This is a genomic window from Commensalibacter sp. W6292M3 (assembly GCF_016101315.1).
Taxonomy (GTDB): Bacteria; Pseudomonadota; Alphaproteobacteria; order Acetobacterales; family Acetobacteraceae; genus Commensalibacter; species Commensalibacter melissae.
Window position 1 is genome coordinate 618884 of the sequence record NZ_JACFQT010000001.1, and the last position, 21910, is coordinate 640793.

Genomic DNA, 21910 nt, shown 5'->3' on the forward strand with positions numbered 1-21910 from the left:
TATGGATCTATTATAAAATATAAATCAAAAACAATTCTTTGTTATGATAATGTAAATTATAACAAAACAGAATTCGCTTTGTTATAATCTCAATAACATTAATTATTCCAAATGATAGAAAGCAACAGGCATGGTTCAAAAAAGTCTTGACGATTTAAAAAACAAGTCATTGTTCAAACAGCAATGTTTCATTGATGGTCAATGGTTGAATGCAGATAATGGTCAAGTAATTCAGGTTGTCAATCCTGCAACTGATGAAATTATTGGAACTGTTCCGAAAATGGGTGGTAACGAAACAAAAAAGGCTATTAAAGCCGCACAAACCGCCCAGATTGCGTGGCGAAAAAAAACCGCAAAAGAGCGATCTGTCATTTTGCGTCGTTGGTATGAATTAATGGAAGAAAACAAGGATGATCTTGCATTAATTCTCACACTTGAACAGGGGAAACCCTTGGCGGAGGCTAAGGGGGAAATTCAATATGGCGCGTCTTATCTGGAATGGTTTGCCGAAGAGGCAAAAAGGGTTTATGGCGATACCATTCCCGGACACGCGGCAGATAATCGGATTTCGGTTATCAAACAACCAATTGGGGTTACGGCTGCAATTACTCCCTGGAATTTTCCCAACGCGATGATTACCCGCAAGGCTGGTCCAGCATTGGCAGTTGGATGTTCAATGGTACTTAAACCCGCAAGTATGACCCCTTACTCTGCCTTGGCCCTGGGTGTGCTTGCTGAAGAAGCTGGATTACCGCCAGGGGTTTTCAATATCATTACAGGATCCTCAGGGGAAATTGGTGGAGAATTGACCTCTAATCCAATAGTTCGTAAACTAACCTTTACAGGATCAACAGAAATTGGCGCTCAATTAATACAGGAATCAGCCGGTACGGTAAAAAAATTATCAATGGAATTGGGGGGGAATGCACCCTTCATCGTTTTTGAAGACGCAGATATTGATGCGGCGGTGGAAGGGGCAATGATGTCCAAATATCGAAATGCGGGTCAAACTTGTGTCTGTGCAAATCGATTTTATGTTCATGATTCAGTTTATGATCAATTTATTGAAAAATTTAAACATGCCGTTACCAAACTCAAGGTTGGCAATGGATTGAATAAAGATGTAACCATTGGCCCCTTGATTGATCGAAATGCCTTGAAAAAGGTGAAAGAACATATTGATGATGCTGTAAATAAAGGCGCAACTGTTGTCATGGGTGGTGAAGCTCTTGAGGGATGTTTTTTCGAGCCGACAATTTTATCGAATGTACCATTTAATGCACTGGTTTCGAAAGAGGAAACTTTTGGACCTTTGGCGCCTGTATATCGCTTTGAAACTGAAGAAGAGGTTATTCATTTGGCCAATGATACGGAATTTGGTTTGGCATCCTATTTTTATGCCAATGATATTTCAAGAATAACACGTGTATCAGAAGCCTTGGAATACGGGATTGTGGGAATTAATACTGGTTTGATCTCAAATGAAATGGCACCTTTTGGCGGAATAAAGGCATCAGGTCTTGGAAGGGAAGGTTCCAAATATGGTATAGATGATTATCTTGAAATCAAATATTTATGCTTGGGTATTCACCTGTAAATTAGATTAGACAAGATTAAGGATTAACACGAATTCTAATCCTTAATTATAGTTTTTATAAATTATTCCAGGGTTTTGTGCGCAAGTGCAATTGCTGCCTCTTTTGATGTGGCAACAGCTATGAACAATCCCTTGTGAACGAATTTCGCCCCTTGAATTCCTGTTTCTTTTTCTAGGTTTTCACCTTCTAGTCCTCCCCAGCTGGCAGGAAACAATCTACGTCGATCGTTTCCGTGCATACGGATCGGAACTGTCCCGACACGCCATTCATTTTCTGCAGGGTAAATTACCAGTTGTGTATTCCAACCATTGGCAAAAATCGGATATATATGTGGCATCCAGCGAGGCAACATCAAAATACGGTTATCGGGGCTGTTCTTGTATGCTTCTTCACAACAGCTGATGGCTCTGTTACGAGCAAATTCAATATTAAGTTGATAAATCAAAACAGTTTGAACGATTTTACTTGCCTTAAAAAAACGTTCCAGCTGGTTTGACGGGTCGTCGCAATCCCACGCAGGATTGAAAATATTTATGATTGATGAAAAATTTAATCCGTTTTCAGGTTGCATTTTTCCATTATCGATTGCATCTATGGGAATGACTAGCGCTTTTTCAATTACACTATGTGCAACACGATGTGATTTCTCATCCAGGTCAGGGGCTAGTTTTTTAATGACATCCAAGCCAAAAGCGGTCCATATAAGACCAGCAGAACTATAGGGAATAGTTCCTTCCATGTTTTTGGGTGTCTGTTTGATATCTCTTTCAGGAGCACCAATCTGGTGATGGTCAAAATAACGCTTACCATCAAAAATTCCCCCAACATCAAAAACAATATCAGCTTTTTCAATGATTTCAGGGTTACGTGTTCTTTCCAGCCGAAAGGGTCTATTTTCTAAATCCAATGCAAGAAATAAGGTTGTAAAGGCGAAAACATCGTCAATATGAAAACGTCCGTTATGTGTGACGATTAAAAGTTCCTTTGAATAATCCATCAATCCTTCTGTAAGAGAATCAGAATGAATTGTAGGGGAGTTAGGCATGGGATCTCCTGATCAGTACAAATAAATTAATAACGAAAAAACATAATAAATAAAAACATCATTGGATGCGAGCGATTAATTAAGATTTCATACAGAATATTTCATATGAATTCTAATTATGAAAATATTCCGACTATAAATCTTGATCAATATTACAAAAACGATATTGGATCGATATCCACAGTTATTTTTACGTTTTTTTTGGGTTTAATTGGATCCAACCATTGATGTAGGATCGGCTGTATGGCGATGGATTTATGTGTTCTTAGCAATAAACGCTGTCGATAACGGTTACGAAGCAGAGATAGGGGAGCTGGGGCAGGTCCCAAAACGATGACTCCATCTCGGCTGGGCGCATTTAGACCGAGTTGCTGAGCTGTTTCCAAAGCATCCTGATTTGTATCCGCACTTACGATTATGGCGGCCAATCGACCGTAAGGAGGCCAAAATCCGGCTTTACGCTCATGCGCCTCTTCGATCATGAATTGATTGAAATCACCTTTGATTAACGTCTCCATTACGGGATGATCTGTTAAAAAACTTTGAATTATAACTGTACCGGGAAATCTGGCTCGACCGGCTCTACCCCCGACCTGATGCAATAACTGTAATGTTTTTTCAGCCGCACGTAAATCTGCGCCGGTTAATCCCAAATCGGCATCTATAACCCCAACAAGAGTAAGATCAGGGAAATGCCATCCCTTGGCAACAATTTGGGTGCCGATAATAAGGTTGACTTCTTTTTGCATAATTTGGCGAACGGCTTCGGCTGTCATTTTGGGGCTGTTTAAACAGTCACTGGACATGACAAGGATTTTTGCGTCAGGAAAGGTAATTCTTGCCTCTTCGGTAATGCGTTCAATTCCAGGACCAATGGGAACCAGACTATTCTTGGTATTGCAATGGGGACATTCCAGCGGAACGGGTATAGAATAATCGCAATGATGACATACCAGTTTTCTAGTGCTGCGATGCTCAACCAACCATGCTGAACAATGTGGACATTCAAGACGGTAACCACAAGCACGGCATAAAGTTAAAGGGGCGTAACCGCGCCTGTTCAAAAAAAACAAGACCTGTTCGTTTTTGTCAAGTTTTTCCTGTGTTGCCTTTACAAGAGGTGGTGACAGGAAATGTCCTCTTTCTGGTGGATGTATTTTCATGTCAACCAGTTCGGTTCGTGGCATGATAGCCCCACCATGTCGTTTGGTTAAGGTGAGATGAAAATATTTTCCCTGATGCGCATTTATCAGGGTTTCCATTGAAGGGGTGGCGGAAACCAAAATAATAGGACACGAGGATAGTTTAGCCCTGACAATGGCCATATCCCTAGCATTATAGATAACACCTTCCTCCTGTTTGAAGGAAGATTCGTGTTCCTCGTCCACAATTATCAATCCCAGATCATAAAAAGGTAGAAATAGGGCGGATCTCGCGCCAACTAACACGAAAACTTCATTTTTTAATATAGCCATCCAGGTTTGTTTACGGTGTTTCAAACCTAGATCGGAATGCCATAGTGCAGGATTTACGCCAAAACGTTTGTAAAACCGGTTGGTCCATTGAGCTGACAAAGCGATTTCTGGCAATAAAACCAGAACTTGTTTATTCTGTTCGATGCAGGAAGCTATGGCTTGCATGTAAACTTCTGTTTTTCCTGAACCGGTAATACCTTGCAGTAAAGTAACAGAAAATTTTTTCTTATCGACTTGTTTCCTTAAAAAAGTTGTTGCTTTGGTTTGTTCTTCGGAAAAGCTAGGTTGATGAAAATTGGGATCAGGTTTCGAAAATTGTGTAAAATTGGTAAGGGGTTGTTTGAAAATGCCTCCTGATTTTTCCAGTCCATAAATAACCGAAGGTTTTATATGTAAATTTTCTGTCAATTCCCTTGTTGTATAGGCTTGATCTGGAATATTCATGAAATCCAGAATTTTTTTTCTTTTTTCGGTAATTTTCAAGTTTGTTGGCAAAGGTGAAGTTTTTATCCATCCATATTCTTTTTTTAAGGGAACGGTGAGAGTTCTGACATTACGGATTGCCATTGCCAGAACGGAACCTGATTCTGTAAAATTGTAATTTGCCATCCAATCAATGAATTGCATTAAAACTCTTGGTAGGGGTTGAATGGGTAAAATGGAAATAATTTCTTTTAATTTTCTTTTTTCTTTTTTGGGGGTGGATGATAAAGACAAATTGCCTGATAGAACGTGATCTTGCCAGACAACCCCTATTTCCTTACGTTGATTGAGCGGTACAATAACCAGGGTACCAGGAATGATTTTTTCTATTTTTAGGTCGTGTGGAATTATATAATCAAAAGGTTCCTTGAATGGGTAAGGAAGAAGAACCGGGACTATTTTACGGTAAGATAGAGGCATATCAGATAAAATATCAGGATTCATTTGACAAACTCAATTGAAATTGAGGCAAAATCTTATTTTACGAGGATAGTATAGCATTGTTTGAAACTATATGTTCTGGATTTAAGATAAAATATATCTCTAAAATGAATTAAAGCTATAATCATAAAATATTAGACATAAATTGGGATCTACATGATTAAAAATATTTTAACAATTGCTGGAACCGATCCAAGTGGAGGGGCGGGAATCCAGGCTGATATCAAAACTTTTTCCGCATTGAGAACCTATGCAATGTCAGTTATAACGGCGGTTGTTGCGCAAAATACCCAAGGGGTAAGATCTTTTCAAATTATGGATCCTAAAATGGTTGCAGATCAGATCGATGCGATTTTTCAGGATATCCATGTTGACGCTGTCAAAATCGGAATGCTTGGCAATGAGCTTATTGTCAGGATTGTAGCCCAGAAATTGAGAGAATATAATGTTGCCAAGGTCGTTATTGATCCTGTCATGGTGGCAAAAAGCGGTGATCATTTGATCAATGATGCGGCAGTTAATGCATTGAAGGACGAACTATTTCCTCTTGCCACCCTTATTACCCCAAATATCCCGGAGGCATGCGTTTTATTGAATAGAGATGATCCAATAACAATGCTGGAAATGAAAGAGGAGGCACAGAAATTACTTTCATTTGGATCTCATTGGGTTTTGTTAAAAGGGGGACATCTCGAGGGATTTAACTGTTTAGATGTATTATGTAATAAGAATGAAATTTTCGATTATGAGGATGAAAGAGTGCTGACAAATAATAATCACGGTACAGGATGCACGTTGTCTTCTGCCATAACAGCCTTGATTCCCGTTATGGAAATTCCTGATGCGGTCAGAGAGGCCAAGACTTATCTAGGGCATGCACTTAAGGCTGGCAATCAGCTGCAAGTGGGTAAGGGACATGGGCCGGTCAATCATTTTTACAGAATATGGAATTTATAATAAATTATCATTTCAGTGACAGAATCGTGTTGAAAAGGATCCAATCATGCTGGCAGAAGATTATTTAAAGCATTTCTTGAAATGGATGAGGGACAGTCAAAGAGCCTCATCTAATAGTATTATTGCCTATCAACAAGATTTAACCCTTTTTTTACAATTTTTTGCAAATTATAGGGGTAAAGAAATAACCGGGCATGATCTTGCCGATCTTTCATATAAGGATGTCAGAGCATGGATGGCGGATGAAAATAACAAAGCCCTTAAAAGTCATTATCTTGGTCAGGGTCGACATACGCAAGATGCCGCAATCCGTACACGTAAAAGACGTTTATCCGCATTGCGGTCATTTTATCGCTTTTTGGCAAGGTTTTATTATATTGAGAATAATATTGCTTCATTAATAAAGATTCCAAAGGTCAATCAACCTTTACCTCATCCATTGACGGAAAAAGAGGCTTCAGAGTTGACTAGGAATATTGCGATTGTTGATCAGTCCCCAATGACTCAAAATCGTGACATCGCTTTATTTACATTGTTGTATGGTTGTGGTTTGCGGTTGTCTGAAGCCTTATCCTTAAATTGGGGGGATCTCAGAAATGCAGATCTGACCCATGAGGGTGCAACCCTAAGGATAACCGGTAAAGGAAATAAGGAACGACTTGTGCCGATTTTGTCCTATGTGGCTGAGGCATTAATAAAATGGGAAAAACATTACCCTTTTATGATAAAATCTCAATCACCAGTTTTTGTCGGTGTTAAAGGCAAAAGGTTAAATCCATCGATTGCCCAAAAAAATATGCGTGAATACAGACGCATGACAGGATTGTCAGAATTGGCAACACCTCATGCTCTACGTCATTCATTTGCCACCCATATTTTACAAAACGGAGGAGATTTAAGAACAATACAGATGTTGTTAGGACATGCAAGCCTGTCTACAACGCAGCGTTATACATTGATGGATGAATCTCATTTACTTGAAGTATGGAATAAAGCCCATCCCAAAGCGAATATAAATAGAAAAATATGAAAAAACTCATTCTGACATTTTATTTTTTTACAGGCTTATGGTCTTTTGATTCTGCCAAAGCCGAAAGGAATTTATGCAGTTATGAAAAAATTGCGCAAATTCCTCTCAGAAATATAGGAGGATATATAATAGGGGATTTTCAAATTAATGGACAAATGGTTTCCCTGATTATTGACACAGGTTCAGAAGGAAGTCTTATTTCTTTGGATGGAGCTTCAAGGCTGCATTTACCTGTGGATCCAGGCCAAAAAACAATAATACTGGGTTCAAAAGGGGGAAGTAAAACAGTACAAAATGTTTTTATCCGAAATATGCACATAGGAACGTACAATCTGGGCGCTTTATCTATACCAGTTGGTAATTTACCTCAATTTCCAAGAATTAAACCTGCCATTTCAGGATTGATCGGTGGAGATATATTATCAAATTTTGATGTTGAATTTTCATTAAAAACAGGAAAGCTGAATTTATGGGAGGTGAACAGCCATTCATTATTATGTATGGTACCACCTTTTTGGCAAGAAAAAGGTCATATTACTGATTTGGACAAAAAAGGTTTTCGTGTGTTTACAAAGGTAAGAATTGATCAGTTTCCCCTAGAAGCCCTAATTGACAGTGGTGCACGATCCCGAATAGTTGCCCTTCAAAAAGTAAAAGAAATGGGAATTCATGAAGATGAGCTGGCCACACGTCCGGGTGGACTGGCAAGCTCGATTGGTTCAAAAGAGGTTGTTTATCACTGGTATCAATTTAAGCGTTTCGAAATTGGTGGACAGGTTGAAATCAAACCTACATTGACCGTATCCCCATTGCATGATGAAGCAGATATGCTGATTGGTTCAGACTGGTTTGCACTAAATAAAATATGGATATCCTATAAACGGGAAAAATTGTATTTTATAAATAATAAAGAAGAATAATTATTTTCCTTTTGGCAAAAACCAAAAGATAAAAGAGCTGAAAAGTGTCGTTATACCCAACCAAAACCATGTAAAATGAAAATGTATTGCAGGAGCGGAATTGGGATGCAAAGATTGATCTACATTTAAAAGTATTGCAGAGACGGCAACACCAGAAGCCATGGAAAGTTGCATGACTGTGGATAATAAACCGCTTCCTGAAGGTTGTTTACTAAAAGATAGATCAATAACGGTAACTGTATTCATGGCTGTAAATTGAATGGAATTTATAAATCCAGTAATGAGCATTAGAACAATCAATAATGTCCAGCTGGATGAACTTGTTACAGTTACATACGAAATATATGAAAAACTGAGCAATATAGTGTTGATAAACAGAAAACGTCGGTAACCGGTCTGTCTTATAATCTGATCGACGAAAGATTTTCCTACAAAAGAAGCAATGGCCAATGGTAACATTGCAAAACCACATTTTACGGGTGAAAGTCCCAATAGAATTTGTAACATCAATGGCAGCATGAATGGTACGGCGCCGCATCCGATACGTGCAACGATGTTACCGAAAATTCCAATTGTGAAGCTTCTTACTTTAAAAAGGTTGTGATGAAATAAGGGGTGTTTATGATTATAGGATTTTATCCAGTAAAATATCATTAAAAGGATGCCCAGAATAAGAATCAGGGTTGGAATTTTAAATTGTTTTGTTTCACTAAATAGACTGAGTGCATAGGTAAGAAAGGCTATTGAAATGGCAAATATTCCGTACCCTGTATAATCCATTTTAATTGATTTATCCTTGATATCGGGAAAAATTCGTAAGGCAAATATAATTCCAAGAATACCGAAGGGTATATTGATTAAAAATATTAGAGACCAATGAAAATAAGAAGTGATCATCCCCCCAACAATGGGACCGATCAAGGGACCAGTCAAAGCGGGAAGGGTTACCATACTTAATGCTTTTACCAGTTCGTCTTTGGAAAAGGTCTGGATAATTGCCAATCGACCGATCGGCAGCATAAGTGCTCCTCCAGAACCCTGAATAATCCTTGCGATTAACAATTCATTCAAGTTATGGGAAAGTCCGCATAAAAGAGAACCAGATGTAAAAATTGCCAGCGAAAGACAAAAAATTATGCGACATCCATGTTTTTGGCATAGATATCCCGTAAGAGGAATAAATAGGGATCCAGCCACCATATAATAAATAATGATATTTTTTGTTTTGAATAAAGGTGTGTTAAAAAAATTGGATAAGTAGGGAATTATTGTATTGACGGCAGTTGAATCAAGTGCAGCCATGAAAAATGATATTGCTGCGACAATGGGTAAAAACCGTTTTTGATTGTTTTCAATCGGAATGTTCATGATTATTAATATACCTAGTAATTTAGGTACGGTATTTGATTTATATAGTCAAGATATGAAACTTAATAAATATAATGTTCAATCATACTCAGAATATTATTTATTTTTTAATTGGTTGAAATTTATATTTAAATAGATTTTCAAAATTATTTCATAAAAATTCGGTCGTTAAAATAATTCAATTATTTATTTTTTATTTTATAATAGCTGTTATAGTTTAATCTATCAATTTGTGTCCTAATATTTCTCAGGGGATTGAGAATCATATGTCTCGTATCATCACTTTAATTCCTGACAGTGGAATACAGTTTTGGTCTATAAAAATTCCTGTTGCGCAATTAAAAAATGTTCATTGCTGGTTTTGGGAAGAGCGTAATGGTGAATATGATGATGGTACACCACGTTATATCTTGCATTCCCTTAGGGAGGATCCCGAAACAGGTGTGTTGAGGGATGTTCAATCCGGTCAGGTTCCACCTGAAAATCAGATTTATGAGGTTTCCTGGAAAGGGATGATGCAAATGTTTCTGCATCAATGGATACCCTTGCCTTTTTTTGCGCTCATATCGGGTGAAGAAACAGGTGATGAGCATTTTCGAAATGGACCGGCAAATTGGGTACGTGGATATCTTACACAGATAAGGGAGGATTTGTATCAATTTGATCTTGTATTCGATACAAGTTTGCAAACACAGGATAATAATGAAATTTATAATGCACCCACTATAGAAGATAGCCAAAGACAGGACTGTTATAAATTCGTTTCTAATTTTACTGATGTGGCATGGTTTTTGAATGAAGGATGGGTGGGTGATTGGCTTTTGAAAATCAAACAGGAAAATGTTGTCAATAGTTCTTTATATGAAGAACGATATTGTTGGCATTATGCCGTCTATCAGGCATTCCTACAGATTTTAACCTCCTTGCAAACCTTACCATCAGTGCATTTGCTGGATGGTGGTAAGGGAATAACATCACAAGTGCCGGTTGAGGTAGACCTAATTCTGGATTTGGGAAATTCAAGGAGCTGTGGAATTTTAGTTGAGGATCATCCGGGACAGGATGTTAATTTTTCAAATAGCTATCCTTTGATTCTTAGAGATCTTTCACGTCCCAATCTTAAATATGACAAACCATTTCCAAGCTGTATAGAATTTGCTCGTGCAAATTTTGGAAGTGATCTTCTCTCTCGTCGTTCCGGAAGGGTGTCTGCCTTTTATTGGCCAAGTCCGGTCAGGGTAGGTTATGAGGCGGCACATTTGGCAGGGACAAGAATTGGAAATGAAGGTATAACCGGTATCACATCTCCTAAAAGATATATATGGGACACGCGTTTATCTTTACAAAGCTGGCGTTACAATAGCCGTTCCATGGGTATTTCGGGCAGAATAATCGATCCTCCAGTTACGGGGGCATTTATGGCAATGATTTCACCGGATGGTCGTGTTTTGACTGAGGAGGAACGTTTAATAGGGGAGAATATCACCACACAACCAAATTTTTCACGGAGTTCATTATTTACCTTTATGCTTGTGGAAATTTTGTTTCAAGCGAGATTACAGATGAACTCGCCTCAAAATCGTGAACAAAGACAAAATAAAACTTTAATGAGACATCTTCGGTCAGTAACATTGACTTTACCTCCCGGTATGCCGGTAGCGGAACAGAAAATCTTACGTAATCGTGCGATTTCAGCCATTGATTTATATTGCGAAATGCTGGGTATATCTACAAAAGAACGGCCAAAAATTCACACGCATCTTGATGAGGCAACAGCAACCCAAATCGTTTGGTTATATAACGAGATTACCGAACGTCTCGGTGGAAATGTGGATGAGTTCATGCAATTAAACGGTCATGTCGATAAAGATAGGGAAACTGATAACCGGATACCGAAAATTAGGATAGCAAGCTTGGATATTGGAGGTGGAACGACTGATTTGATGATAAGTTCCTATTCTGTGCCTGTGGGTGAGACAATTTGTCCACATCAGGAATTTAGGGAAAGCTTTAAAATAGCAGGGGATGATATTCTTGAACATATCATAACGCATATCATTTTACCCATAATGGAAAATTCCCTACGTAAAGCGGGCGTAATTGACACCCAGGCATTTTTTAGTTCCGCCATTGGACAGGACTGGGGAGGGCAATCAGAACAGGAGCGTCATTTAAGACAGCTTTTTGTCAATAATGTTTTGGAACCGGTTGCATTGGCAATATTGTCCCGTTATGAAAATTTAACTGATCGAACAATCGATATACTTGATGCATTCCATATTGGCGATGTTCTTGGTGAGGACAAGGAAAATATCGAGCGATCCCAAAATTACATTCAGACCCTTGCCAAAAAGGCAGGAGCAGAAAATTTTAAAATAACCGACTTGGAAATCATAGCCAAGGTGCAACAGGTTGAGGCCTCGATCACATATGTTATGGGTGATGTCATAGCGAAATTGTGCGAAGCAATTTGGACCTATGATTGTGATGTCTTGTTGATTTCAGGTAGACCTTCAAGATTACGCAGAATTGTTGATATGATTATGGCCGCCATGCCGGTTCCGGTTCACCGTATTATAGGTATGTACCATTATCGTGTTGGTGCATATTATTCTTTCCGTGATGCTCAGAACCGTATAAGTGATCCAAAAACCACCGTTGTAGTTGGTGCATCTTTATGTTTGCAAGCGGAAGGGAAGTTACAGAATTTTGTATTACGATCACGTGATTTGCATATGTATTCCACTGTGCGTTTTATTGGTCGTTTGGAAAAAAATGGTCAGTTGAGGAATAAAAATGTTTGGCTTTCGAATATAGATTTACCCGAAAGGAAGCTTCAAGAAGATGTAGGTTTCAAGATTGATGATTTTGAAAATACCACCAAGATTGGTTTTCGTCAGCTTGGAATTGAAAGATGGCCAGCGTCGCCATTATATGTTTTGGAAATAAATAATTTCAATGCTCTGAATAAAATTGCCCTGCCTTTGACGGTAACAATTAAGCGTCAGGATATCGATCAAGAAAAGGAAAATCTAAAAAATGATTATTCAGATCGCGAACAATTCAGGATTGTTGAAATAACAGATCGGAATGGCGAGCAATATCCCACCCGGCTTTTGGTCCTGAGATTGCAAACCATGATGAATTCCGAAGGTTATTGGCGTGATACAGGTCGCTTTACCTTAGCCTAGAGAAAGATTATTTAATATGCCAAACGATATTCAAGAAATGACCAGGCATCTACAAAAAAGAACCGGGAATGTATTATGTTCTGTTGATATGGCTTTACACTGGTTTGAAGATAATCCAAAAGCTATTAGGGGAGATGGGGATGCAGTCAAATATACCCTTAGGCGATTTCGTCGGCAGGCCAGACAACTTGACAATGCTGCTTACCAGCCACCTGCCGTGGCGGTTTTTGGAGCGTCTCAGGCAGGTAAATCCTATCTTGTTTCAAGTTTGGCGACAAAACCAGGACAGGCATTGATAGCGTATTATCAAAAAGAAAATCTTAATTTCTTAACGGATATGAATCCACAAGGGGGTAATGAGTCAACGGGGCTTGTATCTCGTTTTACGACGCGGAAAATTGACGTTATTGATGAAAATATGCCTGTTCCATTACGATTGTTGTCAGCGGTTGATGTCATAAAAATATTGACCAATACATCAATTGAGGATTTTAAGACAAAAGATGCCGAAATTGACGATCAGTCACTACAGAATTTGTTTCAGTCCATGAAACCTTTTATGCAAGACAAGATCATTAATTCAATTATAGATATTGATGATATAGAGGTTCTATATGAATATTTGAAAAAACAATATCCCGACCATCATAGATTTGAAAAATTAAGAGAAATTTACTGGCAGCAACTGAGGGAAACCGTTCCGTATATTCCAGCTCATGAATCGGCTGTCTTGTTTTCACCATTATGGAACAATCTGGGGCAATTTACCAATTTAGGAAGAAATTTATTTACAGTTTTAGGAAATTTGGGAAAAACGGAAAATGTCTATTGCTCTACAGAAGCACTGAAGCCAAGAGAAAAAAGTATATTGAATGTTGAAACTCTATTCACGCTTGGAATGAATTCCCAGGATAAAATTACCGTTTTGACTTCAAAAGGGGAAAGACAATCAATTGATCGTTCAATTGTAACGGCATTGACGGCAGAATTAACCGTTCCAATAGGAAGTGATGCTCCATGGGCATTTCTCAAGGAAACGGATTTGCTTGATTTTCCTGGCGCAAGATCAAGAGAAATGATTTACGATCCACAAGCGTTTCTCCAGGCACCAGAAGCTTTGGGACGTTTATTTCTTCGGGGAAAGGTGGCCTATCTTTTTCAACGCTATGAAGCCGAACGTGAAATTTCGGCAATGTTATTGTGTATTGGTGATTCCATACAGAATGTTTCAACCCTGCCAGGTATGATTGATGGATGGGTAAGAAACAGTATCGGTGCGACGGAAGAAGAACGTAATAGACAAAGAGATAATTTGTTTGTTGTTTTGACAAAATTTGATCGGGAGTTTGAACAAAAAGCGGGAGAATCTCCTTCATCAAGCACAAGATGGACAGCCAGAATTAATGCAAGTCTAATTGACTTTTTTAAAACGTGCAGTTGGATTGAGAATTGGAGAGATAATCATCCTTTCAATAATCTTTACTGGTTACGCAGTCCCTCTATAAGTTTCCCAGCTGTTATGGATTATACGGTCGTTAACGGACATAAGGAAGAAGCTGGAATTGCTGAACGGGCAAAAAAATTAGTTGAAACGATGAAACAGGCTTATTTGAGTAATCCTGAAATCAAGCGTTATGTGGCTAATCCTGAAAAGGCATGGAATGCTGTTTTGCAGCCAAATGATGGAGGTATCACCTATCTTGCCGGTGCATTGGGAAAAGTATGTGACGCACGGTTAAAAGTTGAACAGATTAATGGACAGATCGAACATCTTGCTGTTAACCTGGCACGTTTCATTTCACCTTATTATCATAGTGGCAATACGGAAGAAGCTATCAAAAAGGCTTCATCGGAGGCTCAATCAATAGCTCTATCATTGATGCAATCCGTCAAATCACAAATGTTTGGATCTTTGTTACGGTCACTCCAGGTTAGGCGAGAGGATATGATGGAAGCATGGCATAGTATGGAAATGCAGCTTTCCAACCAGAGATTGTTGATCGGTCGAACAAGTGATGTAGACGATCTTTTTCAGGATATGTTTCCAGATGCTGATTTATCGGATCAAAAACAGGAAAAAGAAGTGGATACGGGACAGGCAAAAGATCGTCATGAACAATATGCCGATTTAGTATTGTCCAAATGGAATCATATTATGGATGATTTTTCTCGTAATGATCAGGTTGAACAGCATTTTTATATTTCAACAGAACAATTAACCGCATTAACGGCAGAGATATCCTTGCTTGCAAGACGGTTAAATCTCAGGGATAGGCTTGCTGAACAATTAAGACGCAATGCGGCGCTTTTCACCAGTGGTTCATTAAAGGGTGAAACACAGGTTTTGTTGGCAGAAATGGAAATTGGTAATTTTGTTTATTATTTGGGTTATCATTCCGTACCATTATCTGAAAGACCCATGACAAGAGGATTAAAGGGTGAGCATCATGTATTCGAACCAAGAGAGGCACCCAATGATATATTGATTTTACCTGAACATCCCGTTCCATATCACGAACGTTTTGTTCGAGATTGGATTTCAGCCATGGTACAGCGATTTGAAGAAAATGCTGGCGCGTCCAGTCTTGATGGAATTGATCCAGCTGCAAATGAAGCCCTGGGGCGTATCATAACCGTATTAAAAGGTTTATAAAATGAATTCGGTATTAAAAATTTCTGCATCAGGACCAGGTGAAGCCGCTATTACCGTAATAAGTAAGGCAGATTTGAAGGGACAGAATTTTAATATTACGTTTCCACAATTTCCCTCAATTCCTGTTCAAAAGGTTATACGTCAGGAACAACAAGGAAATGATCTGGTTTTATTTATTGAAGCTGACCGTTTATGTGATTTACTGGAGGCGGGGAGCCCATGCCAGATCAAGGTTCCGGAACTGGATCTTGTCCAAACCGTAATCTGGCCTCCCATTATCGGCAAACGAAGTGTTTCCAGAAAAGTTGTTGAAAATAAAAAAATAGATGATGTCAGCAGTCCCGGGAAAGAGAAAAAAAATTTAGAAATAGTTGATAAAATAAATGGGCAACAAGAAGAACCCACTGTTTTCCTGGATCAATCGGGAGCTGAACCGGATATAGAAACTGTTGTAATGGATACTGAAAATAATCGAGTTAATCAGAATGAAAACAAACCTGATTTACCGGTCATAAATCCAGAGATACAAAAGAAACGCTCCTTTTTTCCACAGAAAGAGGATTTATTGAATAGTGAAAATCTGCATGGAGAATCAAACAAGACCAGAAGCAAACTACCATGGATAATTTTAGGATCAGGTTTGGGTCTTTTGTCGTTATTCAGCATTGGAACAGGAATTTATATAAAAAAACATCATGTTCCCAATAAAAATCTTTCTGTTAAGGAAAAAACTATAGAAAACAAACCAGTACTAAAACAGAGTAATGATAAAAAGAATAATGATAATGGAAAACAATCTGAAAATTCCCAGAAACAATCTTTTCCTGAATCAACCAAATCCAATTCCAAAAACAAGGCGGAGAATCTGGAATTGATGCCACTACAGGATGTTCTTAGCAAAGCGCCCAGCACATTGGCTATTACTAAAGAGGGGGAAAGGCGGTTAGAAAATAAGCAGGCTGATGATGGAATTTTGTTATTGGAAAATGCAGCATCCAAGGGGGAAAGTGAAGCAATGGTCAAGTTGGGTTTACTTTACAGTCCTGTAAATTTCAAGGTGGATGGTCCCATTCCCAGTCCTGATATGCGTGAAGCGGCACGATATTTCCAGATGGCTGCCCAAAAAGGGTCCCAAGAAGTTAGAGCCCCACGTCAAGCATTGTATGACTGGTTAAGTAAAAAAGCTGAAACAGGGGACGAAATGGCCCGTCTTACGTTAAAGGATTTTTGGCAGTGAGAAAAATTCTGAATAAATCATTAATTCTTTCGCTATTGTATTTTTCAGCAATAGAAAGTTCCTCAGTTATTTTTGCTGATACTGCTGTTTCCCCATCCTCCACACCATTGCTTATGGAAGGAAAACATAATCTTTATCAAAAAATCATAACTAGACCTGGTGTTGTCTTATCAGATTCACCCTCAAATCAGAATGCGAAACCGATTGAGGGTTTCAAGGTTTTTTATGTTTATAAACGTCAGAAAGATACACAGGGAAATGAAGATTGGTTGCAGGTTGGAAGCGATACCCAGGGTCATATTGTAGGCTGGGTGCCAGCTGATAAAGTAATTAACTGGGCGCATACAATGGTTGGTGCCTTTACCAATCCGGCTGGACGTGAGCGTTCATTGTTCATGAAAAATGAACAGGATGAAAAACAGATATTGCTGGATCAATCTGGTGGGGATAAAGCCAAGGAATTAGCAAGAAATGCGCTGGCCGGTAATCCTGGCCCGGTGATAGCCATGGAACCTGAAACATATGTAGATATCACTCATAATTTCTATTTGCTGCCAATTCTTGATGCCCAGCAGATAGATCGTCCTAGTGGTCCTCCATTACGTTTGCTTCATGTCGTTTCCGCTCCGTCACAAAAAAGCAAACCTGATTCATCGCCAGCGAATTTGAGGAATTTCAAGGCCAGTTTGGTGTTTGTTATGGATACGACTGTAAGTATGGAACCCTATATTGAACAAACTCAGGCAGCGGTTAAATCATTGATTAATTCAATAAAAAATACAGCGGTTAAAAATAATTTTCGTTTTGGATTGGTTGCCTTTCGGGACAGTTTAAAAGATAATCCGTCACTGGAATATGAAACAAAGGTTTTTGCAAGACCCGATTTCAAGCAACCTGTGGATAGTGTTAACAATGCCATAGCTTCTGTTCATGATGCAAAAGTTTCGTCAAAATCTTTTGACGAGGACGCTATCGCTGGAATTAAAACCGCACTTGATGAAATTGACTGGAATCAATCGGCTGGTAAATATATTATTCTGGTGACGGATGCAGGTGCAAGGGAGGCAAATGATCCTCACAGTATAACTAAACTGGGAATTGAAGAAATCAAACAGCTTGCTGAATCAAAAGGTGTTGCTGTATTTGTTGTTCATTTATTAACGCCTGCAGGTCAGAAAATCAATAATCATACCAGGGCCGCAAGCCAATATAGAAAGCTAAGTCAGTTTGGTACGGCTGGATCCTTATATTTTCCTGTTAGGGGGGGGACACCAGAGGCTTTTTCAGAAGTGATTCAGACCCTCACAATGGCATTATTGCAACAGGTAGCGGATACAACAGGTCGACCTATAGCAGGATTGAATCCGTCAAAGAAAAATGCTCAATCTAAAAAAGCAGAGGATCAAATCAAAGTTGTCAGCCAGGCTATGCGTCTTGCCTATATGGGTAAGGAGGAAAATACTTCCGTTCCTGATGTGATTTCGAGTTATACAACAGATCGGGATCTGACTAATCCAGTTAAAAAGGCCATTGAAGTACGTGTTCTCTTAACCAAAAACCAGTTGTCAGATTTAGCCCAATCCTTACAGATCATCTTGAAAACAGGATTAGCGGGAAGAACCGAACCACAGACGTTTTTTACCCAACTTCGTTCAGCCTTTGCAACAGCAGCCCGTGATCCGCAAAAAATTTCCCAATCTAAAAATATTGGCGGATTACTGGGAGAATATTTGCAAGGTTTACCTTATAAGTCGGATATCATGAACATTTCGGAACAGGATTGGCTGGCAATGGGAGCAATTGCGCAAAGAACAGTTCTGAATAATGTTGAAAGCCGTTTACGACTTTATCAGGAATATGAGTCTCATCCTGATCTTTGGGTACAGTTAACTGGAAGCAAAGATCCTGGTGAAGCGGTTTATCCTGTTCCCTTGGAAGCCTTGCCTTGATGAGAGAATTTTCGGGGAATCCCTTTATTTTTCTTGATAATGTTGCATATGAATTTTCTGACGGAATCAAAATCAATATTGATCATGCAGAAATTAAACATGGTGATCGTATACTCATTTCCGGTCCTTCAGGATGTGGTAAAAGTACGATATTGGGAATGCTATCCTTATCCTTGAAACCGACAAAAGGATGTAATTTCTATTTTGAACAAAATAATATTTTAAAATTATGGAATAATTACAGGCAGGATCAATTGGCTCATTTAAGGTCAGCATATTTTGGTTTTGTTCCGCAAACAGCGGGCCTAATTCCTTTTATAACTGTAAAGGAAAATATAACTCTACCCTTATCGATTATTGGAAAAAAGAACAAAATCTGGTTTGATCAGTTGATTACCTTTCTTGAAATTGGACCAATTTTATCTAAAAAGCCATGTCAAGTATCTGTTGGCCAGCGTCAAAGGGTGGCTGTTGCAAGAGCATTAATCAATAGACCCATGATTGTTTTAGCGGATGAACCCACGGCTTCTGTTCATCCCACTCTAGCCGACGAAATTTTACATTTATTGGTTGAGACAGTAACAGAGGCTGGATCCGTTTTAATCATGACCTCACATGATGTTAAACGGGCGTTACAATATGGTCTAAAGGAGATGGTGTGTTATATTGATAATGAAACGAAAATAACTCGGTTACGGATCCATGCATAAAAATCTGCATTTATTTTTATCCGCTAAACTTGCCTGGAAAGACTTGAAAAATGAACCAATTTTATCATTATGCCATATTCTGGGCATTGTCGCAGTTTTGGCCCCTTTAATTGTCATTGCCGGATTAAGAAGTGGTGTATTAACCAGTATTAGGCAATCATTGCTTGAAGATCCTCATGTCAGGGAAATAGTCACAATATCCAATCATAGTTTTTCCCTTAATGATATAAAGAACATTAATTCAAATAACGATATTGCATTTATCATGCCTCGAACCCGTACACTGGCAGCAAGTTTGTTTATGGAAAATATGACTGACAAGAATAATGGTGATGGCAGGCATATCATGTTAGTACCTTCAGCCAAGGGTGACCCCTTGTTAGGTAATATTTCAGCTTTTATACAAAAAAATGATGAAATTTTTTTATCAGCCTCAGCGGCCAGCTATTTGCATATTCATGAGGGAGACCAAGTAAATGCCATTCTTGAAAGAATATATCATAATACTAAACAGCAAATAAATTTTCCTTTGAAAGTCGTATCTGTATTGCAACCCTCCGTTACAGATAAGGATTGCGCCTTTGTATCCTTGTCTTTGGCTGTTGCCGTGGAAACCTATCAGGATGGTATTGAAGACTGGCCCGTTCAAGTTAATAATTTCAAAATACCGCCAAATATCATGTATTCTGGTTTCCGGTTATATGCCAAAAATTTGACTGATGTGCCAAAATTAGACAGGAATCTACGTAATAACAATATAGATATCATATCAAGAGCAGGAGATGTTTCTGGATTATTATCGTTAAAACAACGCTTGCAATATCTTTTCATCTTAATCGCGTCATTAGGAGGGGGCGGTTTATGTATTTCATTGGGATCTGGCCTTTGGGCAAATACCGAACGTAAACATAGATCTCTGGCTTTATTGCGCTATTCTGGGTTTTGTTCATTGGATTTAATTTTTTTTCCACTTTTTCAATCTTTTATTCTTGCATTTTGCGGTCTGGCAATTTCGTTCGTTGCCGCGATAGGAGCAGGAGAACTGATTAATCATTTATTCAAAAATATTTTACCACAAAATCATGTTTTATTTTTGTTGAATAAGGAATTGATTTTGGCAACTATCTGTTTAACCTTTGGGGCAAGTTTCATAATCAGTTTTTTATCGGGAAAGAGAGCTGCCAAAATACAACCATGGGAAGGGGTAATTGCTTTATGAAACAAATTGTTTTGATTATTGGACTTGGTATTGGATTTTTTCCTACTATTTCAAAAGCAATAAACGCATCATGGCCAAGTAAATTTATAGATATCCATCCAATGAAGGAAGATTTTGCCTTGCCATTGCCTTGTGGTGGTAAAATGGTTTTTCGTAAGGTTGAAGTGCCGACAGAAGGTGGAGTTTTGGATGATTTACCAATTCAGATAGGGCAATCTGAAACCCAGCAAGGTTATAGCGATTATATAAGGCAAGAGCAGCTTGCAGCACCTTTTTCGAGCGGGGTGAATGGAAGTAATTTCTATTATATTGGGAAATATGACGTTACAAGAAATCAATATGATGCCATTCTAGATCAGGATTCATGTAAACAACCCGATCAGTCAGGACAGAAAGCTGTCAATAATATTTCATGGTTTGAGGCTCAAAATTTTGCTGAAAAGTGGTCTGTTTGGCTATTGCAGCATGCTAAAAATTCATTGCCAAAACGTGGTAATAAATATGGTTATATCCGTTTACCTACAGAAGCGGAATGGTATTATGCCGCTCAGGGAGGCAACAAGGTTAGCGAAACGGATTTTCTTGCACCAACATGGCCAATGCCAGAAGGAATTGAAGAATATGTTATGGCTGGTTCGGAACTGGCAAATGGTCAGGTTCAAACGGTAGGTAGCATGAAACCAAATCCTTTGGGGTTATATGATATGTTGGGAGAAGTTGGGCAAATGATGCAGGATTATTATCACTTGAATCGTGTGGGACGTCAGCATGGACTAACAGGTGGAATAATTGTAAAAGGTGGAAATTATACATTTAATCCATCGGATCTCAATACGGCATTACGTGAGGAAATCCCTCTATATGATCAAAATACCAATCAACCGACACATCTCGCAACCATGGGTTTTAGAGTTGTTATTTCCGCACCTACATTGGGTAGCCTGCAAGAAACCAATCAGGCTTCATCAGAGTTTAATCAATTATTGCAAAAATCCCAAAAAGTGACAGCCAATACGCATCAGCTGATTGATAAGCTGAAGAAACAGACAACAGAGGCATCTTTAAAGGCCGGGCTTGAACAGATATCAACACAACTGGATCAGGATGCCAGAGCTCGTAATGATTTCTTGGCGGCAACCATGCGTGCCCAAATTGAAGCGGCATCCGCTTTGGCATTAAATATTTGGGAAAATCAACATACAATATTGATTTTGGAAAAGGAATTATCGCTTTTAAATATGTTGAGCCAAAAACAAAAAAACGATATAAAATCAAACATTATCAATCATAAACAAATCTTAAATAATTCAATTGACGGGTATTTGGAAACTATCCGTAAAATAGCAGATTCATCATCGATTATTGATAGAAAAAAACAATTCACCATGATTGAAACAGCATATAAAGCTAGAAAACTCAATAATCTGGCATTTTTTGCCAATCGAATACAGGTATTGCTCTCTTTACCAAAAAGTAAGTGGACAAAGGTATATGTTCTGCAAGATATGAAAAATATTCAGTCAAATCAGGCAAGAGATTCTGTGAACATCAATAATAAAAACAATAATTGAAGTCTATAAATTTAATTTTACAGACCTCGAGAGAGAATCATAGAACAATACAGATTTGATCTC

Annotated in this window: 14 protein-coding genes; 11 read left to right on the plus strand and 3 right to left on the minus strand. The window is 38.5% G+C overall.

The genetic code is table 11. From position 1 onward, the window contains the following. Positions 1–130: 130 nt before the first annotated feature. Positions 131–1597, plus strand: coding sequence for an NADP-dependent succinate-semialdehyde dehydrogenase (gene gabD, locus H3T57_RS02825; protein WP_198193121.1), 1467 nt, complete (start codon positions 131–133; stop codon positions 1595–1597). 62 nt (positions 1598–1659) lie between these two features. On the opposite strand, the gene H3T57_RS02830 is transcribed toward gabD, so the two are convergent. Both H3T57_RS02830 and H3T57_RS02835 read right to left on the minus strand, forming a co-directional pair. Further along, complete coding sequence (locus tag H3T57_RS02830; RefSeq protein ID WP_198193122.1) at positions 1660–2643, minus strand: MYG1 family protein; 984 nt, start codon at positions 2641–2643, stop codon at positions 1660–1662. 152 nt (positions 2644–2795) lie between these two features. After that, positions 2796–5045: a primosomal protein N' gene (locus H3T57_RS02835; RefSeq protein WP_232349716.1), complete on the minus strand. Its 2250-nt coding sequence runs from the start codon at positions 5043–5045 to the stop codon at positions 2796–2798. Between the two features lie 153 nt (positions 5046–5198). On the opposite strand from H3T57_RS02835, the gene thiD reads away from it, so the two are divergent. The 3 genes from thiD to H3T57_RS02850 are packed head-to-tail and all read left to right on the plus strand — an operon-like array spanning position 5199 to position 7949. Then, complete coding sequence (gene thiD, locus H3T57_RS02840) at positions 5199–5999, plus strand: bifunctional hydroxymethylpyrimidine kinase/phosphomethylpyrimidine kinase (protein ID WP_198193123.1); 801 nt, start codon at positions 5199–5201, stop codon at positions 5997–5999. A gap of 46 nt (positions 6000–6045) precedes the next feature. Next, the gene (locus H3T57_RS02845) at positions 6046–7029 is read left to right on the plus strand and encodes a tyrosine recombinase XerC (RefSeq protein WP_198193124.1); all 984 of its coding nucleotides are present in this window, start codon (positions 6046–6048) and stop codon (positions 7027–7029) included. Then, positions 7026–7949, plus strand: a complete 924-nt coding sequence (locus H3T57_RS02850) for a retroviral-like aspartic protease family protein (RefSeq protein WP_198193125.1) — start codon at positions 7026–7028, stop codon at positions 7947–7949. The genes H3T57_RS02845 and H3T57_RS02850 overlap by 4 nt, the downstream gene beginning before the upstream one ends. Here H3T57_RS02850 and H3T57_RS02855 read toward each other — a convergent pair whose 3' ends face one another. Further along, positions 7950–9317 (minus strand): MFS transporter, encoded by a 1368-nt coding sequence (locus tag H3T57_RS02855; RefSeq protein WP_155568166.1) that lies wholly within the window; start codon positions 9315–9317, stop codon positions 7950–7952. It lies immediately after the preceding gene. A gap of 266 nt (positions 9318–9583) precedes the next feature. Here H3T57_RS02855 and H3T57_RS02860 point away from each other — a divergent pair, with 266 nt between their 5' ends. From H3T57_RS02860 to H3T57_RS02890, 7 genes are read left to right on the plus strand one after another with little or no spacing between them, the layout of a single operon-like run. Beyond that, on the plus strand, positions 9584–12508 hold the full coding sequence (locus H3T57_RS02860; protein WP_198193126.1) for a virulence factor SrfB: 2925 nt from the start codon (positions 9584–9586) through the stop codon (positions 12506–12508). A 16-nt stretch (positions 12509–12524) separates the two neighbouring features. Continuing rightward, positions 12525–15161 carry a virulence factor SrfC family protein gene (locus H3T57_RS02865; RefSeq protein WP_198193127.1) on the plus strand — a complete coding sequence of 879 codons (2637 nt, stop codon included), beginning with the start codon at positions 12525–12527 and terminating at the stop codon, positions 15159–15161. Position 15162: 1 nt separating this feature from the next. Further along, on the plus strand, positions 15163–16398 hold the full coding sequence (locus H3T57_RS02870) for a sel1 repeat family protein (protein ID WP_198193128.1): 1236 nt from the start codon (positions 15163–15165) through the stop codon (positions 16396–16398). Beyond that, a complete protein-coding gene (locus H3T57_RS02875) occupies positions 16395–18347 on the plus strand; it encodes a vWA domain-containing protein (RefSeq protein WP_347400959.1) in 1953 nt (650 codons plus the stop codon). Before H3T57_RS02870 ends, H3T57_RS02875 begins: the two co-directional genes overlap by 4 nt. Then, complete coding sequence (locus tag H3T57_RS02880) at positions 18347–19057, plus strand: ABC transporter ATP-binding protein (RefSeq protein WP_198193129.1); 711 nt, start codon at positions 18347–18349, stop codon at positions 19055–19057. The genes H3T57_RS02875 and H3T57_RS02880 overlap by 1 nt, the downstream gene beginning before the upstream one ends. After that, positions 19050–20276 carry an ABC transporter permease gene (locus tag H3T57_RS02885; protein WP_198193130.1) on the plus strand — a complete coding sequence of 409 codons (1227 nt, stop codon included), beginning with the start codon at positions 19050–19052 and terminating at the stop codon, positions 20274–20276. Before H3T57_RS02880 ends, H3T57_RS02885 begins: the two co-directional genes overlap by 8 nt. Then, entirely contained in the window at positions 20273–21847 is a 1575-nt protein-coding gene (locus H3T57_RS02890) for an SUMF1/EgtB/PvdO family nonheme iron enzyme (protein WP_198193131.1), read from the plus strand. The genes H3T57_RS02885 and H3T57_RS02890 overlap by 4 nt, the downstream gene beginning before the upstream one ends. Positions 21848–21910: the final 63 nt, after the last annotated feature.

Coding starts and splice junctions, on each gene's coding strand:
- H3T57_RS02850 (WP_198193125.1), top strand. CDS start 7,026: ATGAAAAAACTCATTCTGACATTTTATTTTTTTACAGGCTTATGGTCT.
- H3T57_RS02865 (WP_198193127.1), top strand. CDS start 12,525: ATGCCAAACGATATTCAAGAAATGACCAGGCATCTACAAAAAAGAACC.
- H3T57_RS02885 (WP_198193130.1), top strand. CDS start 19,050: ATGCATAAAAATCTGCATTTATTTTTATCCGCTAAACTTGCCTGGAAA.
- H3T57_RS02890 (WP_198193131.1), top strand. CDS start 20,273: ATGAAACAAATTGTTTTGATTATTGGACTTGGTATTGGATTTTTTCCT.
- H3T57_RS02835 (WP_232349716.1), bottom strand. CDS start 5,045: ATGAATCCTGATATTTTATCTGATATGCCTCTATCTTACCGTAAAATA.
- thiD (WP_198193123.1), top strand. CDS start 5,199: ATGATTAAAAATATTTTAACAATTGCTGGAACCGATCCAAGTGGAGGG.
- H3T57_RS02855 (WP_155568166.1), bottom strand. CDS start 9,317: ATGAACATTCCGATTGAAAACAATCAAAAACGGTTTTTACCCATTGTC.
- gabD (WP_198193121.1), top strand. CDS start 131: ATGGTTCAAAAAAGTCTTGACGATTTAAAAAACAAGTCATTGTTCAAA.
- H3T57_RS02830 (WP_198193122.1), bottom strand. CDS start 2,643: ATGCCTAACTCCCCTACAATTCATTCTGATTCTCTTACAGAAGGATTG.
- H3T57_RS02845 (WP_198193124.1), top strand. CDS start 6,046: ATGCTGGCAGAAGATTATTTAAAGCATTTCTTGAAATGGATGAGGGAC.
- H3T57_RS02870 (WP_198193128.1), top strand. CDS start 15,163: ATGAATTCGGTATTAAAAATTTCTGCATCAGGACCAGGTGAAGCCGCT.
- H3T57_RS02880 (WP_198193129.1), top strand. CDS start 18,347: ATGAGAGAATTTTCGGGGAATCCCTTTATTTTTCTTGATAATGTTGCA.
- H3T57_RS02860 (WP_198193126.1), top strand. CDS start 9,584: ATGTCTCGTATCATCACTTTAATTCCTGACAGTGGAATACAGTTTTGG.